This is a genomic window from Mycobacterium sp. NGS62, from assembly GCF_059812285.1.
Genome location: NZ_JCALCK010000007.1, coordinates 66202 through 83739, shown reverse-complemented (window position 1 = coordinate 83739; position 17538 = coordinate 66202). Strand labels below are relative to the sequence as shown.

The 17538-nt window shown below is 64.8% G+C and carries 12 protein-coding genes; 4 read left to right on the top strand and 8 right to left on the bottom strand.

What is annotated here, in order from left to right:
* Positions 1–2: 2 nt before the first annotated feature.
* Positions 3–1478 carry a flavin-containing monooxygenase gene (locus AC5Y49_RS17965; RefSeq protein ID WP_499889415.1) on the bottom strand — a complete coding sequence of 492 codons (1476 nt, stop codon included), beginning with the start codon at positions 1476–1478 and terminating at the stop codon, positions 3–5.
* A 76-nt stretch (positions 1479–1554) separates the two neighbouring features.
* Between AC5Y49_RS17965 and AC5Y49_RS17960 the strand changes: the two genes are divergently transcribed.
* A complete protein-coding gene (locus AC5Y49_RS17960) occupies positions 1555–2196 on the top strand; it encodes a TetR/AcrR family transcriptional regulator (RefSeq protein ID WP_499889414.1) in 642 nt (213 codons plus the stop codon).
* Positions 2197–2220: 24 nt separating this feature from the next.
* Positions 2221–3441 carry a DNA polymerase IV gene (dinB, locus tag AC5Y49_RS17955; RefSeq protein WP_499889412.1) on the top strand — a complete coding sequence of 407 codons (1221 nt, stop codon included), beginning with the start codon at positions 2221–2223 and terminating at the stop codon, positions 3439–3441.
* 204 nt (positions 3442–3645) lie between these two features.
* Here dinB and AC5Y49_RS17950 read toward each other — a convergent pair whose 3' ends face one another.
* The 3 genes from AC5Y49_RS17950 to AC5Y49_RS17940 all read right to left on the bottom strand — a co-directional run bounded on the left by AC5Y49_RS17950 (position 3646) and on the right by AC5Y49_RS17940 (position 5865).
* Positions 3646–4206: an EspA/EspE family type VII secretion system effector gene (locus AC5Y49_RS17950; RefSeq protein WP_499889410.1), complete on the bottom strand. Its 561-nt coding sequence runs from the start codon at positions 4204–4206 to the stop codon at positions 3646–3648.
* 197 nt (positions 4207–4403) lie between these two features.
* Positions 4404–5408, bottom strand: a complete 1005-nt coding sequence (locus AC5Y49_RS17945) for a PHP domain-containing protein (protein WP_499889408.1) — start codon at positions 5406–5408, stop codon at positions 4404–4406.
* Positions 5409–5430: 22 nt separating this feature from the next.
* On the bottom strand, positions 5431–5865 hold the full coding sequence (locus AC5Y49_RS17940) for a hypothetical protein (protein WP_499889406.1): 435 nt from the start codon (positions 5863–5865) through the stop codon (positions 5431–5433).
* A 54-nt stretch (positions 5866–5919) separates the two neighbouring features.
* Here AC5Y49_RS17940 and AC5Y49_RS17935 point away from each other — a divergent pair, with 54 nt between their 5' ends.
* Positions 5920–6768, top strand: a complete 849-nt coding sequence (locus AC5Y49_RS17935) for an LLM class F420-dependent oxidoreductase (protein WP_499889405.1) — start codon at positions 5920–5922, stop codon at positions 6766–6768.
* 10 nt (positions 6769–6778) lie between these two features.
* Here the strand turns inward: AC5Y49_RS17935 and AC5Y49_RS17930 are convergent, their stop codons facing one another.
* From AC5Y49_RS17930 to gltB, 3 genes are all read right to left on the bottom strand, one after another.
* Positions 6779–8215 carry a WXG100 family type VII secretion target gene (locus AC5Y49_RS17930; protein WP_499889404.1) on the bottom strand — a complete coding sequence of 479 codons (1437 nt, stop codon included), beginning with the start codon at positions 8213–8215 and terminating at the stop codon, positions 6779–6781.
* A gap of 490 nt (positions 8216–8705) precedes the next feature.
* Complete coding sequence (locus AC5Y49_RS17925; protein ID WP_499889402.1) at positions 8706–10172, bottom strand: glutamate synthase subunit beta; 1467 nt, start codon at positions 10170–10172, stop codon at positions 8706–8708.
* Positions 10165–14757, bottom strand: coding sequence for a glutamate synthase large subunit (gltB, locus tag AC5Y49_RS17920; protein ID WP_499889400.1), 4593 nt, complete (start codon positions 14755–14757; stop codon positions 10165–10167). The genes AC5Y49_RS17925 and gltB overlap by 8 nt, the downstream gene beginning before the upstream one ends.
* Before the next feature lie 680 nt (positions 14758–15437).
* Here gltB and AC5Y49_RS17915 point away from each other — a divergent pair.
* On the top strand, positions 15438–16586 hold the full coding sequence (locus AC5Y49_RS17915; RefSeq protein ID WP_499889398.1) for a MinD/ParA family ATP-binding protein: 1149 nt from the start codon (positions 15438–15440) through the stop codon (positions 16584–16586).
* Here AC5Y49_RS17915 and sigI read toward each other — a convergent pair.
* On the bottom strand, positions 16583–17455 hold the full coding sequence (gene sigI / locus AC5Y49_RS17910; protein WP_499889397.1) for an RNA polymerase sigma factor SigI: 873 nt from the start codon (positions 17453–17455) through the stop codon (positions 16583–16585). The two genes, AC5Y49_RS17915 and sigI, sit on opposite strands and share 4 nt — an antisense overlap.
* Between the last annotated feature and the right edge of the window lie 83 nt (positions 17456–17538).

The following is a 17538-nucleotide window of genomic DNA, read 5'->3' as shown; positions in this document are numbered from 1 at the left end:
TGCTAGGCCGAGACTGCCACGGCTGCAGGGCGTTTGCTGAACCGCAGTGATTTCTCGTCCACCCTGCCGTACCGGATCAAGCGCATGTCGAGCAGATAATTCTGCTTGAGCCGCCAGGGCGCCTCCGAACCCGATTTGGGCAACAGGTGCATCGAACGCCGGAAGTAGCCCGGGGTGAAGTCCATGAACGGCAGCTCGTCGATGTCCGCACCCGGGTGCTGCGGCTCCACGGTGTCAAAACCCTTGGCGTCCATATAGTTCAGCAAGCGGCAGACGAACTCGGAAACCAGGTCGGCCTTGAGCGTCCATGAGGCGTTCGTGTATCCGAATGTGATGGCGAAATTCGGAATTCCGGAAAACATCAAGCCTTTGTACGTCATCAACGAGGTCAGGTCGATGGGCTTACCGTTTTTGGACGGCTTCACTCCGCCCAACAACTGCATGTTCAAACCCGTGGCAGTGACGATGATGTCAGCCTTGAGTTCCTCACCGGAGCTGAGCTTGATACCAGTCTCGGTGAACCGGTCGATGGTGTCGGTGACAACGTCGGCCTTGCCGTGCCGGATGGCGCGGAAGAAGTCGCCGTCGGGCGCCAGGCAGAGGCGCTCGTCCCAGACTTTGTACCGCGGGCCGAAGTGCTTCTCAACGTCGTAGCCTGCGGGCAAGCGGCGCTCCGCCATCGTCATCAGCAGGTTGCGCATGAATTTCGGGAACCACCGTGACAGTTGGTATTGGCCGGTGCTGAAGCCGATCGCCTTCCACCGATTCACAAAGTGCGCAGCCCTGGCGGGCAGGAACTTGTTGGCACGTACGGCAACTGGGTCCACTCCGGGAAGTGACCCGATGTAGGTCGGGGAGCGCTGCAGCATCGTTACGTGTCCCGAGCCCGAATTCACCAGGGCCGGAATGAGAGTCACCGCAGTGGCGCCGGAGCCGATCACGACGATCTTCTTGTCCGCGTAGTCCAGATCTTCGGGCCAGTGCTGCGGATGGATGATGGTCCCCGCGAAGTCCTCCGAGCCCGGGAAGGTCGGGGAGTAGCCCTCGTCGTAGTTGTAGTAGCCGCTGCACGCGAACACGAACGATGCGGTGATGCGCTTTTGCTGACCGTCGTGGTCGACGGTCACGGTCCACTGGTTGTCGGCATCGGACCAGTCCGCGGCGACGACGCGGTGGCGGTATCGGATGTGCTTGTCGATGCCGTTTTCGGTGGCGGCCTCGTTGATGTAGTTCCAGATCGAGTCCCCATCGGCGATGGATTTGGCCGACCGCCACGGTTTGAACCGGAAACCGAGGGTGAACATGTCGGAGTCGGACCGGATGCCGGGGTACTTGAAGAGGTCCCAGGTGCCGCCGAGATTGTCGCGGCGTTCCAGGACTGCATAACTCTTCGACGGGCAGCGTTCCTGCAGGTGCCAGGCCGCACTAATGCCGGAAATGCCGGCTCCGACGATGAGCACGTCGAGGTGTTCGGTCATAGCGCCACGGTATCAACACCGTGTTGAGTGAGTCAACAGCCTGTCGAAATTCTCAACACCATGTAAAGTAACCAGCGTGGCCACCCCCAGTACTACCCGCGCAGTCCGCGGCCGGCGCTCGACGCGTCCGTCGGGCGACGACCGGGAGCAGGCAATTCTTGCGACTGCCGTGCGGCTGCTCCAAGAGCGGTCGTTCGCCGACATTTCTGTCGATGACCTGGCCAAGGGCGCGGGGCTGTCACGGCCGACCTTCTACTTCTACTTCCGGTCCAAAGAGGCGGTGCTGGTATCGCTGCTGGAGCCGCTGATCGCGGGGGTCGACGCCGAGTTCGACGGCGCTGTGCAGCGGCTACCCGCCGATCCGCGCCGAGTGTGGCGCAGTGGCATCAAGGCCTTCTTCACCGCATTCGCTTCCCATCCGGCGGTAGCCCGGGCGGGTACGGATGCGCTGGCCACCAGTGCCGAGATCCGCAGCGTGTGGTCGGGCTTCATGCAGAAGTGGATCGACCAGACTGCGGCGATGATCAAAGCCGAACGAGCGCGCGGCGCAGCACCGGAGACGATTTCCGCGAGCGATCTGGCGACGTCACTGAACCAGATGAACGAACGCACGATGATGGCGGCACTGTCCGCCGAGCAGCCGGCGGTCCCCGAGGAGTGCCTCGTCGACACCCTTGCCCACATTTGGGTCAGCAGCATCTACGGAGAACCCACGTAGCCTGTCAGTGTCTAATGCGAACATATGTTCGTGCGATGCGCGTCCGGTCCAGCAGCCGAGATCCTGCACGCCGACTTGGATTCGTTCTACGCATCCGTCGAGCAGCGCGATGATCCGGCGTTGCGCGGCCGCCCGGTGATCGTCGGCGGCGGCGTGGTGCTGGCTGCCAGCTACGAGGCCAAAGCCTACGGCGTGCGCACCGCGATGAGCGGCGCGCAGGCGCGCCGGATGTGCCCGCACGCGGTCGTGGTGCCACCACGGATGCGGGCGTACATGCGGGCCAGCCACGCGGTGTTCGAGGTGTTCCGCGACACGACGCCTCTGGTAGAGCCGATCTCGGTAGACGAGGCGTTCTTGGATGTATCCGGGCTGCACCGGGTTTCGGGCCCGCCGGTGCAGATCGCGGCGCAATTGCGTGTCGATGTACGTGATCGGGTTGGGCTGCCGATCACCGTCGGCATCGCCCGGACCAAGTTCCTGGCGAAGGTCGCCAGCCGGGAAGCCAAACCCGACGGGTTGCTGCTGGTGCCGCCCGAGCAGGAGCTGGCTTTTCTGCATCCGCTGCCGATCCGCCGGTTGTGGGGGGTGGGCGCCAAGACCGCCGAGAAGTTGCGCGCGCACGGGATCGAAACCGTAGCCGATGTCGCTGAACTCAGCGGCTCCATGCTGGGATCACTGGTGGGCGAAGCGATGGGTCGGCAGCTGTATGCGCTGTCCCACAACATCGACCGCCGTCGGGTGTCTCCCGTTGTGGGCCGACGGTCGATGGGCGCCCAACGCGCAGTTGGGCGCGCCGGCAACTCGATGTCGTCGGGAGAGATCGACGCGGTCGTGATCGCGCTGATCGACCGGATTACCGGGCGCATGCGGGCAGCAGGCCGCACCGGACGAACTGTCTTGTTGCGGTTGCGATTCGATGACTTCAGCCGGGCCACTCGGTCGCACACCTTGCCGTGGGCGACGGCGTCGACGCCGCCCATCCTCGCCGCCGCAAGGTTCCTGGTCGCATCGGCCGCACCGCTGATCGCCGAGCGCGGGCTGACGATGGTTGGGTTTGCGGTCTCGGAGATCGACCGCAGCGGTGCCGAGCAATTGATGCTGCCGTTCACCGCGGGTGCGGCCGAACCGCGGTCCCTCGAAGCCGCCGTCGATCGGGTTCGTAGCCGCTACGGCAGGGCGGCGCTGACCCGCGGTGTTTTGGTCGGCCGCGACCCGGGCCTCGAAATGCCCCACCTGCCCGACTGAAGTGACCTAGGGCTGCGTGGTTCCGATTGGCGGCGGACGATAGTCCGGCCACCACGTCCCCGACCCCGGGGGATATTCGGTGTACGGAACCTTGCTATCCGTTGGCCCGGTGTATTCGCCAGGGTTGGTGCCCGGCGGGATGTACGGCAGCGGAGGCGGACCCAGCTCGCCAGGATTCTTTTGGATCGGGACATCGCCGTGCGGTCAGGGCGGTGCAGGCTTGACCGGTAAAGCTGTTGACACGCCGGGTTCATCAGCGGCGTCGCCGTCGTTTGGTTGGCCAAGTCCGTGGAACTCGTTGCCAATGGTGCGGATGCGCGCACCGATCGCGCTGAGGTCGCCGTTGGTTCGCTTGACCACATCGGCCACATCACCAATTCCTTTGCGCGTGATCGGAAGTAGCGTCTGCTCCCGATCCGCGCCCGGGGGCACCGCCGACGCGGCATCTTGCACCCATTGCTTAATCTCATCCAAGTTGCGTCTGCCGGCGGCCACGACCGCGGCTGAGCGATCAACCTCGGTGCCGAGCCGCTGGTCCAGCTCCGCCATTCGCCCCAGCATCCGACCCTGCTTGCTATTGGCTTCCGCATAGGAGTCGGCGGCCGTTCCGCTCCACCGCGCTCCCGGCGCGGCCGACTCCATCCAACTTTGTGCCTGCCGAAGTTGACTGCTGCGATCGAAGGGGGCGCCGTCTTGGGGAGTGCCTTCCCCCATTGTCGAGCGCGCATTGGACCACGTCGTCATGAAGGCATCGAGCGCTCCCACCCTGATACCCCTTTCTGCGACGTAGACCCTGGATCAGTCTAAGGGCCCGCAGGTCGGGCCCTTGCCGGTATTTTTTGCGCAGTCGACCGAAGAAGCGTTTTCAAATCAGCTCGCCCCATGCGCTTCGCGCCCCGATGGCCCAATTATCCGACGACGGAACCGAACTCGTGTCTCTGGTCGCGCCAGGCTAAACGTCCCTACGACGTCGTCCAGGCCAGCAGCTTGTCGAGGGGCCAGGTGTTGACGATCTGGTCGACGGGAACGCCGGCATCCAGCGCCCGTTGTGCGCCGTAGCCGAGGAAATCGAGTTGGCCCGGTGCGTGCGCGTCGGTGTCGATACTGAAATCGCAACCGATCTCCAGCGCGAGGGCCAGCAGCCGACTTGGCGGATCACGGCGTTCCGGCCGGGAGTTGATCTCCACGGCGGTGCCGTGATCGCGGCAGGCGGTGAACACCGCTTCGGCGTCGAACTTCGATTCCGGTCGAATGCCGCGATTGCCCGCGACCAAGCGCCCGGTGCAGTGGCCGAGCACGTCGGCATGCTCGTTGGCGACGGCCGCCAGCATTCGTCGGGTCATCGACGCCGAATCCATCGACAGCTTCGAGTGCACACTGGCCACTACGACGTCGAGGCGTTCCAGCAGTTCGGGTTCCTGGTCCAGGCTGCCGTCGTCGAGGATGTCGACCTCGATACCGGTCAGAATGCGCATCGGCGCGAACTGTTCACGCAACCCGTCGATGACATCGAGCTGATGACGCAGACGGTCGGGCGACAATCCGTTGGCGATGGTCAGTCGCGGCGAATGGTCGGTCAGCGCGCAGTATTCATGGCCCAGCGCCGCCGCGGTGGCCATCATCTCCTCGATCGGCGCCGAGCCGTCCGACCAGTTCGAATGCAGATGCAGATCACCGCGCAACGCGGCGCGGATATCGCCTCCGCCGAGGTCTTTTGCGCCAGAACGTAATTCGATCAGATAATCGGGTTCGCGTCCCGACCAGGCCTGGTCGATCACCTTGGCCGTCTTCGGTCCGATCCCGGGCAGCGACTGCCAGCTATTGGCCTGGCCGTGCCGTTCCCGCTCGGCATCATCAAGCGCCTCGACAATGTCGGCGGCGTTGCGGTAGGCCATGACGCGGCGGGGCTCTTCACGCGCCCGGTCTTTGTAGTAGGCGATCTCACGCAGCGCGGCCACCGGATCCATAACACCAGTGTGCCCGGAGCGGCTAGGACGTGAATTGTGCCGCGATGAACCCGGCCAGGACCACCGCGAAGCCGCCCATCTCACCGACGATCAGCAACGCCATCGACACCCCCGTAGCGCGGGTGGGGTGCTCGAATTGGTTGGTGGTGTCACGCAGTGCGCCGTGGACGATGTAGCTCACGATCGCGGCGACGAAGAAGAACACCACCACCAGGGCGGCGGTCAGGTTCACCCAGGTTGACCAGGCGCTCAGCTCGACGAAAACCGCGATCAGCAGCGTGGCGAACGAGTAGAGCAGCGCGGCCCGATGCGCGATGTCAACGTACGGGTGTGCGCGGTGGTTATCGGCAACGACGATCTGCCGGTACTTCCAGACACCCAGAGCGAGCGCGAGCAGGAAGATCAGCCCAGCCGCCAGCAGCGTGATTTTGGTGTCGATTCCGAGGTCGCAGCACATGGTCTCGTGAGTCTAGCCGTGCGGTCACCGGCCCTAGAGGACTACGGTCGGCTCATGCGATTCGCGTTCAAAACTTCACCGCAACACACCACCTGGGCCCAGATGCTGGCCGTTTGGAAGGCGGCCGACGATATCGACGTCTTCGAGTCTGGGTGGACCTTCGACCACTTCTATCCGATCTTCAGCGATGCCACCGGCCCGTGCCTGGAGGGTTGGACGACGTTGACCGCGCTGGCTCAAGCCACGAAGCGACTTCGATTGGGCACCTTGGTCACCGGCATTCACTACCGCCATCCGGCGGTACTCGCCAATATGGCGGCTGCGCTGGACATCATCTCCGACGGCCGGCTCGAGTTGGGCATCGGCGCGGGATGGAATGAGGAAGAGTCCGGCGCCTACGGCATTGAACTGGGCAGCATCAAAGAGCGCTTCGACCGGTTCGAGGAGGCGTGCCAGGTGCTGACCAGCCTGCTCAGCCAGGAGACCACCGACTTCGACGGCAAGCACTACCAGCTCAAAGGCGCTCGCAACGAACCCAAGGGGCCGCAGCGACCGCATCCGCCGATCTGCATCGGCGGCAGCGGCGAGAAGCGCACACTGCGTATCACCGCGCGGTACGCCCAGCACTGGAACTTCGTCGGCGGCACGCCGGAGGAGTTCGCGCGCAAGCGCGACGTGCTGGCGGCCCACTGCGCAGATATCGGCCGGGATCCCAAGGAGATCATGCTGTCTGCGCACTTGTTCCTCGGTGACGACCGCAACTACGGACAGGTCATCGAAAATGCGGCCGCGCTGAACGCTGAAGCTCTCGACTTGGGCATCGTGTACATCGCCCCGCCGCACGACCCGGCTGTGGTGGAGTCGCTCGCCGAAGCGATCCGCGGGTCGGGACTATCTGGCTAGAGCGCCCAACTCACGGGGTCACCGTGAACGTGGTGTCGTAGGTTTCCGGGTTGTGCGGCATCCCGTTCGGATTCGTGCAGATACTCACCCGCATGTGCACGACCCATTGTCCGCGCTCGTTGTCCATGAATTCGGTGATGGTCGGCCCATAGGGTGAGCCCCATGTGTGGGCACTGTCTTGGATCGGGCCCACGAGTTGCTCGGGCACCGCGTCGAACAATGCCTCGGGAGTCCGTCCCACGACGCCCTCGACAGGTCCGGCGTCGGTGGCGCTCACCAACAGGTACCCGCCGCCATTGGGAAGTGCCACGATCTGATTCTCCCGGTTACCGTTCATGGCGCCGCTGAAGGTTTTGTACGGCTGCGAAGGCAGCAAGTTACGCCAGTCCCGGCTTTTCCCGACGGGCTCAGAGCGCCACATCGCGCGATCGCCCGCTGGGGTGTTTCCGACGATGATCATGCGCCCGCTCTGCGGGTCGAAAACGCCGCTGGCCCGTGAAACACCGTCCAGGGCGTACAAACGTTGTTCCAGATTGGCGAGATCTACCACGACCGTCTTCGGCACCGGGTAGCCGAGATCACCGGTGCCGCCGCTGTTCTCATACGGCACGAGGGCAAAGAACGCGTAATGCTCGCCGTTCGGGCCAATCGCGGTACCGGTCGGAATGGGCCGCGCTAACGGATTTCCATTCGCATCCCGGCGAACCGGCAACGGGTTGTCCCCGTCGTATATCCGCGGTATTTGCACCTGCGGATAGCCTGATCTGCCATCGGCGGCGACGCCATCCCCGCCGAGCCGGATACCGGTGCCCGGGATCGTCGCGCCCAAATCGTCGTGTTTTTGTTCAACGGGTGTGTGCACCGTGGCCGGCCCGTGGATCGTGGGGCCTGCGCCGCCCAGGTTGCCCGGTGTTTCGGTGACATGGCCCGGCAGGCTTTTGATGGCATTCCGCAAGTCCTGGGCGAGCCTGCGGTCTTGGGTGTCGTATTCGGCCAGCAACCTGGCTAACGACACCGAGTTGGTCGCTGCCAGCTGGCGCAGTTGCATCGCACTGACCGGGCTCGATTGGAACAACCGCTGTAATGGACCGTCGGGCCGGACCGAGACGGTTCCGTGCGGTGCCACCTGCCAGCCTTGTTGCTGGAGCTGCTCAAGGATCCGCAGGGTGCTGGCGCGCGTCGCAGCCAGTTGGTCGCCTCCGCTTTGCAGTACCGATCGGAACCGCTGCAGCGTGTCAGCCAGTTGTTGCTGCTGCGCCAACGTGCGCTCGACACGAGTCGCGGCCGCCTCGGAGGCTGCCCCCTCCCAACCATCACGCAGCTGCATCAGTGCTTGCCGCCCGGCGCTGAGTTGTTCCCGGATGGCAGCCGCCGAGGCACCTGCCTGGCCGGCGGCTTGCGTCAGTCGGTCGGGGTTTGATGCCTCAACATCGGGAATGTTGACCATGCGTCAGCTCGTAGCACGCGGATATGTGCCCGCCTGGCCGAGTTCGGCCTGCGACGCCGGCGTCATAGTCGGCATCGTAACGGCGCAGCAATGGCTGTCGACTCACGGCTGATCACCCGGAGGATTTCGAGCCCAGCGCAGCCAGATAACAAACCGATCAATGTGAGCAAACTAAAGTGGATCTAATGGTTAGTGGGCGCCGGGGACTACACGCCGAAGCGCAGCAGCTCTTCGGGTGTGATCAGGCGTTCATGTCGAGCCGGGAATTCGCGGCTTTTAACCGGGTGCCGAAACCATGACCAGGCGATTCGCCCCACCCGTGACCGGGGTAGTGGGTTGATGTGCACAGTGATCACTCCTGCGGTCGGTCAACTGGACCGTGGCCCACGTTAGGTGGCGCCCACACCGGGTTATTAGACACCTAACATCTGGCAAACAGCGGGAGACGCGCCGAGCAATTTATCAAATGTTGCAGGTGTGCCTGGAGTGATTACCGTTGCGGCGCTGTGGTGGGCGTGATGGGCGCCGGCAGTGCAGTTCGGCCCATCAAGTAACGATCTGCGGCTGCTGCCGCCGCGCGGCCCTCGGCGATCGCCCAGACAATCAATGACTGGCCCCGCCCCATGTCGCCGGCAACGTAGACGCCGGGCACCGAAGTCTCGAAGTCCTTGTTACGCGCGACGTTACCCCGGTCGGTCAGCTCCACGCCCAGGTCGGTCAGCAGGCCGGGTTGTTCCGGGCCGACGAACCCCATCGCCAACAACACCAGATCCGCCTCGATCTCAAAATCGCTGTCCTCGGTTTTGACGAACTTGCCGTCCTGCATGGTCACCTCATGCACCTTCAGCGCGGTGACGTGACCGTCTCGGCCGACGAACTCCTCGGTGTTGACCGAGAACATTCGCTCGCCGCCCTCCTCGTGCGCCGACGAGATCCGGAACATCAGCTCGTACATCGGCCACGGCGTGGATTCGGCGCGGGTTTGCGGCGGACGCGGCATGATCTCGAACTGGTGCACGGTCACCGCTCCCTGACGGTGCACGGTGCCCAGGCAGTCGGCTCCGGTGTCGCCACCACCGATGATGATGACCTTCTTGCCCTTGGCGGTGATCGGCGGCTCGCCGTCCGGTCCAAGCACATCGTCGCCCGCTTGAACGCGGTTGGCCCAGGGCAGAAACTCCATCGCCTGATGAATACCGTCGAGCTCGCGGCCTCCGATGGGCAGATCGCGCGCGACAGTGGCACCACCCGCCAGCACCACCGCATCGAAATCGGCGCGTAACTGCTCAGCGCTGATGTCGGCGCCGACGTCGACTCCCGCACGGAACTCGGTGCCTTCGGCGCTCATCTGTTCCAGTCGGCGATCCAGGTACCGCTTTTCCATCTTGAACTCCGGGATGCCATAACGCAGCAGCCCGCCGATGCGGTCAGCCCGCTCGAAGACGGTCACGCTATGGCCCGCCCGGGTCAACTGTTGAGCGGCGGCCAGTCCGGCCGGACCCGATCCCACTACCGCAACCGTCTTGCCGGTCAGCTGCTCCGGCGGCAACGGAACCACCCAGCCCTCGTCGAAGGCGTTCTCGACGATGTCCAGCTCGATCTGCTTGATGGTCACCGGATCCTGGTTGATGCCCAGCACACACGATGATTCACACGGCGCCGGGCAGAGTCGGCCGGTGAAGTCGGGGAAGTTGTTGGTGGCATGCAGCCGTTCGATCGCATCGCGCCAGCGGCCGGTGCGGACCAGGTCGTTCCACTCCGGGATCAGGTTGCCCAGCGGGCAGCCGTTGTGGCAGAACGGGATCCCGCAGTCCATGCACCGGGTTGCCTGCTCCTGCAGTGTCTCGTGCGGGAAGTCTTCGTAGACTTCCTTCCAGTCACGCAGGCGCAGGTCCACCGGCCGGCGTTTCGGGGTCTCCCGGTGGGTGTACTTCAGAAAGCCCTTCGGATCAGCCATGCGCTGCCGCCATCACTGCCTCGTCGACGTCGGTGCCGTCGCGTTCGGCCTCGGCGATCGCCTCCAGTACCTGCTTGTAGTCGCGGGGCATCACCTTGAAGAAGCAGCGCTGCTCGCCCGCCCAGTCGGCCAGGATGCGCTGGCCGACTGCGGAGTCGGTCGCATCCACGTGGGCCTCGATGATGCCGTGCAGCCAGGCCAGGTCGTCGTCGTCGAGGCTCTCCAACTCCACCATCTCGGTGTTGAGGTGGGAGGGGAACACGGCCTCGGGGTCATAGACGTAAGCCACGCCGCCGGACATGCCGGCCGCGAAGTTGCGGCCGGTATGGCCCAGGATGACCACTTTGCCTCCGGTCATGTACTCACAGCCATGATCGCCGACTCCCTCGACCACTGCGTGGGCTCCGGAGTTGCGCACCGCGAATCGTTCGCCGACCACACCGCGCAGAAACGCCTCGCCGCTGGTGGCGCCGAACAGGATGACGTTGCCACCGATGATGTTGTCTTCGGCGGCATAGCCTTCCGGCGAATTGTCGGACGGCCGCACCACGATCCGGCCCCCCGACAGGCCCTTGCCGACGTAGTCGTTGGCGTCGCCGTAGACCCGCAGCGTGATGCCTTTCGGCACAAACGCACCGAAGCTGTTGCCGGCCGAGCCGTCGAACGTGATGTCGATGGTGCCGTCCGGCAGGCCTTGGCCACCATAGGCTTTCGTCACTTCGTGGCCGAGCATGGTGCCCACGGTGCGGTTGACGTTGCTGATTGTCGTAGAGAAGCGAACGGGTGAACCGGAATCCAGTGCCTCGCGGCTCATCACGATCAATTGCTGGTCCAGCGCTTTGTCCAAGCCGTGGTCCTGGCTGGAACTGCAGTACAGGTCCTGGTTCATGAATGCCGACTCCGGCTCGTGCAGCACCGGCGCCAGGTCGAGCTTGTGGGCCTTCCAGTGTGCCCGTGCCAACGTGGTGTCCAATGCGCCCACTTGGCCGACGGCCTCGTTGAGCGTACGGAAACCCAGCGCTGCCATGTATTCGCGGACTTCTTCGGCGACGAACAAGAAGAAGTTTTCAACGAACTCGGGCTTGCCGGTGAACCGTTGCCGCAGCACCGGATTCTGGGTGGCCACGCCGACCGGGCAGGTGTCGAGGTGACAGACCCGCATCATGATGCAGCCAGAGACCACGAGCGGGGCGGTGGCAAAACCGAATTCCTCGCCGCCAAGCAGTGCGGCGATCATCACGTCGCGCCCGGTCTTGAGCTGTCCGTCCACCTGAACGACGATGCGATCACGTAACCCGTTGAGCAGCAACGTCTGCTGGGTCTCGGCCAGCCCCAGCTCCCACGGTGCGCCGGCGTGCTTCATCGACGTCAGGGGAGTGGCGCCGGTGCCGCCGTCGTGACCAGAGATCAGCACCACGTCGGCGTGTGCCTTCGATACACCGGCGGCCACTGTGCCGACACCGTTCTCGGAAACCAGCTTGACGTGGATTCGCGCTGACGGGTTGGCGTTCTTGAGGTCGTGAATCAGCTGTGCCAGGTCCTCGATGGAGTAGATGTCATGATGCGGCGGCGGTGAGATCAGTCCGACCCCGGGCGTGGAATGCCGCACTTCGGCAATCCACGGATATACCTTGCCGCCCGGAAGCTGCCCGCCTTCACCGGGTTTCGCCCCCTGCGCCATCTTGATCTGAATGTCGCTGCAGTTGGTCAGGTAGTGCGAGGTGACGCCGAATCGGGCGGAGGCGACCTGCTTGATCGCACTACGCCGCCAGTCCCCGTTGGGGTCGCGGTCGAAGCGGCCGATGTGCTCCCCACCCTCACCTGAATTCGACCGGCCACCCAGCCGGTTCATGGCGATGGCCAGTGTCTCGTGCGCTTCGGCGGAGATGGATCCGTAGCTCATTGCGCCAGTGGCGAACCGCTTGACGATCTCGGTGGCCGGTTCGACCTCGTCGAGCGGAACCGGCGGTCGGAGGCCATCGCGGAATTTCAGCAGCCCGCGCAGCGACGCCATCCGCTCACTCTGGTCGTCAACCAGACGGGTGTATTCCTTGAAGATCTTGTACTGCCCAGTGCGGGTGGAGTGCTGCAGTTTGAAAACGGTGTCGGGGTTGAACAGGTGGTACTCGCCTTCACGGCGCCACTGGTATTCGCCGCCCACCTCGAGTTCACGGTGCGCTCGTTCGTCGGGCCGGTCCAGGAAGGCCAGCGCGTGACGGGTGGCGACATCGGCGGCGATGTCGTCGAGGGTGATACCGCCGGTGGGGCAGGTCAGCCCGGTGAAGTATTCGTCGAGCAGATCTTCGGAAACACCGACGGCCTGGAACAGTTGCGCGCCGGTGTAGGACGCCAGCGTCGAGATGCCCATTTTGGACATCACTTTCAGCACGCCCTTGCCGGCGGCCTTGATGTAGTTCTGCAGCGCCTTCTCGAGCTCGATCCCGGTGATGGCACCACGATCGAGCATGTCCGCGATCGACTCGAATGCCATGTAGGGGTTGATCGCCGCGGCTCCGAATCCGACCAGCGCGGCCATGTGATGCACTTCGCGGGCGTCGCCGGACTCCACGACCAGCCCGACCTTGGTGCGGGACCGCTCGCGCACCAGATGGTGATGCACCGCCGAGACCGCCAGCAGCGACGGGATCGGGGCCATTTCCTGGTCGGACTCGCGGTCGGACAAGATGATGATTCGCGCACCGTCGGCGATCGCCGCCGAGGTCTGCGAACGTACATCGTCCAGCGCGGCCTTCAGACCGGCGCCGCCCTCGCCAACCGGATACAGACAGCGAATCACTTTGGACCGCAGGCCATGCCGCCGTTTATTGACCTCCACGTCGGGATCGAGGTTTATCAGCTTGGCCAGCTCGTGGTTGCGCAGGATGGGCTGGGACAACACGATCTGGCGGCACGAGTCTTCGGTGGGGTTGAGCAGGTCGCCCTCTGGACCAAGGGCCCCGTGCAGGCTGGTCACCACCTCTTCGCGGATGGCGTCCAACGGTGGGTTGGTCACCTGGGCGAACAGCTGCTGGAAGTAGTCGAACAGCATCCGCGGCCGCTCTGAGAGCACCGCGACCGGGGTGTCGGTGCCCATCGATCCGAGCGGCTCGGCGCCGGTGCGCACCATCGGGGCCACCAGCAGGTTGAGCTCCTCGTAGGTGTAGCCGAAAACCAGCTGCCGCAACACCACCCGGTGGTGCGGCATCTGCACGTAGTTGCCCTGCGGCAACTCCTCCAACGGGATCAGCCCCTTGTCGAGCCACTCCTGATACGGATGTTCGGCGGCCAGCTCTGCCTTGATCTCCTCGTCGGAGACGATGCGGCCCTGCGCTGTGTCGACCAGGAACATCCGGCCCGGCTGCAGCCGCATCCGGCGCACCACCGTCGACGGGTCGAGATCCAGCACACCGGCCTCTGAGGCCATCACGACCAGACCTTCGTCGGTGACCCAGATCCGAGACGGCCGTAAGCCGTTGCGGTCCAGCACCGCCCCGATGATGGTCCCGTCGGTGAACGTCATCGACGCGGGGCCGTCCCACGGCTCCATCAGCGCGGAGTGGTAGGCGTAAAACGCGCGCCGGGCCGGATCCATCGACTCGTGGCGCTCCCACGCCTCGGGGATCATCATCAGCACCGCGTGCGCCAAGCTGCGACCGCCCAAGTGCAGCAGTTCCAGCACCTCGTCGAAGCGGGCGGTGTCGGAGGCGCCGGGAGTGCAAATCGGGAACAACTTGTCGGCGCTATCCAGGTCGCCCGGGTCCCCGAAGACGTCCGTACGGATCAGCGACTCTCTGGCGCGCATCCAGTTCTCGTTGCCGGTGACGGTGTTGATCTCGCCGTTGTGGGCGATACGCCGGAACGGATGGGCCAACGGCCAGGACGGGAAAGTGTTGGTGGAGAACCGCGAGTGCACGATGCCCAACGCACTGGTCAGCCGGTCGTCTTGCAGGTCGAGGTAGAACGCCTTGAGCTGTGGCGTGGTCAGCATGCCCTTGTACACAAAGGTCTGACCGGAAAGGCTTGCGAAGTAAACAGTTTCGCGACCGGGACCGTCCTGCCCGGGGCCCTTGGTGCCGAGTTCGTGTTCGGCGCGCTTGCGGATCACATAGGCGCGCCGCTCCAGCTCCATCCCGGAGGCTCCGGCGACGAACAACTGCCGGAAGGTGGGCATGGCGTCGCGGGACAGTGCGCCCAGCGAGGAATCGTCGGTGGGTACGTCGCGCCAGCCGAGCACCTTTAATCCTTCGGAGGCCACGATCTTCTCCACCGCTGCGCAGGCGGCCGCGGCGTCCTTGGACGACTGCGGCAAGAACGCGATACCGGTGGCGTAGCTGCCCGGGGCCGGCAATTCGAAGTCGACGATCGCACGCAGGAAGTCGTCGGGGACCTGGATCAGGATGCCCGCGCCGTCACCGCTGTGCGGCTCGGCACCGGCGGCGCCGCGGTGCTCGAGATTGAGCAGCGCGGTGATCGCCTTTTCCACGATGTCGCGGCTGCGCCGGCCGTGCATGTCGACGACCATCGCGACCCCGCACGAGTCGTGCTCGAACGCGGGGTTGTACAGCCCGACGCGGTTGGGCGCCATTCTTACCTGACCCTTCACCAAGAACTTTCTGCGCGGCATTCATGAGTAGCTCCGGCGGCGCCGCTCCTAAGGAGAGCGGCTAAGCCCGTCGGCCCTTGTCGATATCCTGTACGCCAAACGGCGAAGACCCGGAGCAGGGGAATGCGTCCGTGCAGCGCTGAACGGTGGCCCTGTACCCAGTTCTCGACAAGTCGTAAAACGATATGACAAAAACCGCCTGACATGCCAACTTGATCAATAGTAACTCGTCGGTTGACGGCGCCGAGCTGGCGAAACGGTAGACAGTACGCGAATTTGCCGGTTCTGGTTGCGCGCCTGGATGTTTGCCTGCTGTGACGTTGCGTTCAGCGACTCGCAGCCGCGAATCGCGGTCGGCCGAATCCAGGCCCGCTGATTTGCTGTGAGGACCACCTGACGGCATTTTCGGAGCACCTCATTGGCGGTGGACTGGCCATGATGCAGTGATGGAACTCACCATAAGCCGTGGCAGCGGGCACCGATGTGGCATTCACAGGGGCTGGTGTGGAATATCCGGCGATGACGGCGTGGCGCGCAGCAAGTTTGCGCAATAACTTTGCACGAGATTGCGGATCGCCACCGTGCTTCTCCGGCGCCTCGATAACCGATACTGGACTGGCGGCAGCCTGTAAACCCACGGTCGGATGCCAGCTGAGGAGCCTATGAACGAGCGCGACGACTTCCTGCGGGACCGATTTCGGCCTGCGCAGCCCGGCGCACCCTCGCCGCCTCCGCCGCATCCGCAATCGGCGAATCCGCGGCCGATGCCGCCCCATCCGTTCCAGCCGTTCCCACCGGCAACACCGTCGCGCCCCGGAACACCCCCGGGGCCGCCGCGGTCCGTTGGTGTACCCCCCGCTGAGCGTTGGCCCGACTTCGGGGTGGGGCCGGCGCCGGTCGCGCCGCCACGTCGTCCCGCGCCGGGCCGTGGTTGGCGGCGCATGCTCTGGACGGCCACGTTCGGTCTGGTCAATCTGGGCCCGTCGGCGGCAGAACGACAGGAAGCGGAATTCGAGGCCGTCATCAAATCGGTCCTGCGCGGCAATTACAAGGTCGGCGTGCTCGGTAAGGGCGGCGTCGGAAAAACCACCGTCGCGGCCAGCGTCGGATCGATCTTTGCCGAGTTGCGCCGCCAGGACCGCGTGGTGGCGATCGACGCCGACACCGCCTTCGGACGTCTCGGCAGCCGGATCGATCCGCGGACCAGCGGTTCCTATTGGGAACTGACGGCCGACAAAAATCTGCAGTCGTTCGCCGATGTCAGCTCCCGCGTCGGGAGCAACTCCGCCGGTCTGTACGTGCTGGCCGGAGAACCGCCGGCAGGCCCGCGGCGCGTGCTCGATCCGGCGATCTACCGGGAAGCCACCTTGCGGCTGGACCGTCATTTCACGATCGCAATCATCGACTGCGGGTCGACGATGGACGCGCCGGTGACCCAAGAGGCCCTCAGCGACCTCGACGCTCTGATCGTGGTGTCCTCCCCGTGGGCCGACGGAGCCTCGGCCGCCGCGCAGACCATGGAGTGGCTGTCTGCGCACGGCCGGACCGATCTGCTGCGGCGAAGCATCGTGGTACTCAACGATTCCGACGGCCACGCCGACAAACGGACGCGTTCGGTGCTGGCGCGCCAATTCCTCGACCGCGGTCAGATGGTGGTCGAAGTGCCCTTCGATCCCCACCTGCGACCCGGCGGCGTCATCGACGTCACCAGCGAGATGGCTCCGGCGGCGCGGCGGCGGTTTTTGCAGATCGCCGCGACGATCGCCCGGTTCTTTGCGTCGGAGCCGCCCGGCGCGCGAGACCGCGGCTAGCGGTTCTCTGCGCGCGCCGACGGGTCGGCGGTTGCTTCGATCTTGGTGACGAGTTGGCCACCGATGGTCAACACAATGACGGCGAAGAGCCGGCGCTGCGCGTAGGCCAGCAGCACCGGTTGCCCGGCGGGACCGCTGACCAACGTCACGCCCGGGCCTAAGTAGCGCAGCAGGTTAGTGGCGACGTCGCGTGGGCCATGGTTGACCTGCGGCGGCAAAGCATGCTCGGCGAGCACCGTGCCAACACCCCACACGGTCGGATCCAGTACTGCCGCCAGCGCCTGCAAATCGCCGTTGGCGCAGGCGGTGATGAACTTCTCGGTGACCAGTTGGTGCTCGGCCGGGGAGATCTCACTGAGCTTGGGGCGGCCGACAGTGAACTTCGCCCGCGCGCGCCGCGCCAGCTGGCGGCAGGTGCCGACCGGACGACCCACCGTCTCGGCGATGGTGTCGAACGGCAGCCCGAACACGTCGTGCAGCACAAACGACACCCGCTCACCGGGGCTCAGCCGGCGTAGGACTTCCAGGAGCGCGGTACGGACCTCGTCGTCGAAGGTGACCCGGTCCGCCGGATCAATCCGACGGGATTGATTGAGCGCCAACGCCTCTGCACCGAGCTCTTCCGGATGCTCACGACGGGCCCGCGCCGAACGTACCTGGTCGAGGCACAGCCGGCCGGCGACCACGGTGAGCCAGCCTCGGACGTCGTCGAGCTCACTGACCTCAGTTCGGGATAACCGCAGAAATGCTTCTTGCGCAACGTCTTCGGCGTCACCGATATCCCCGAGCATCTGATAGGCGAGGTTGACCAGGTAAGCGCGGTGACGTCGCCAAGCCTCGGCGATCTGCTCAGACTGCGGTTCGGTCATATGTCGACGACGATCTACTGCCGGAAAAAGTTACATGTTCTGGCCGTAACTTTCCCATGCTGCGCGCCGTCCTTGGTGAAAAG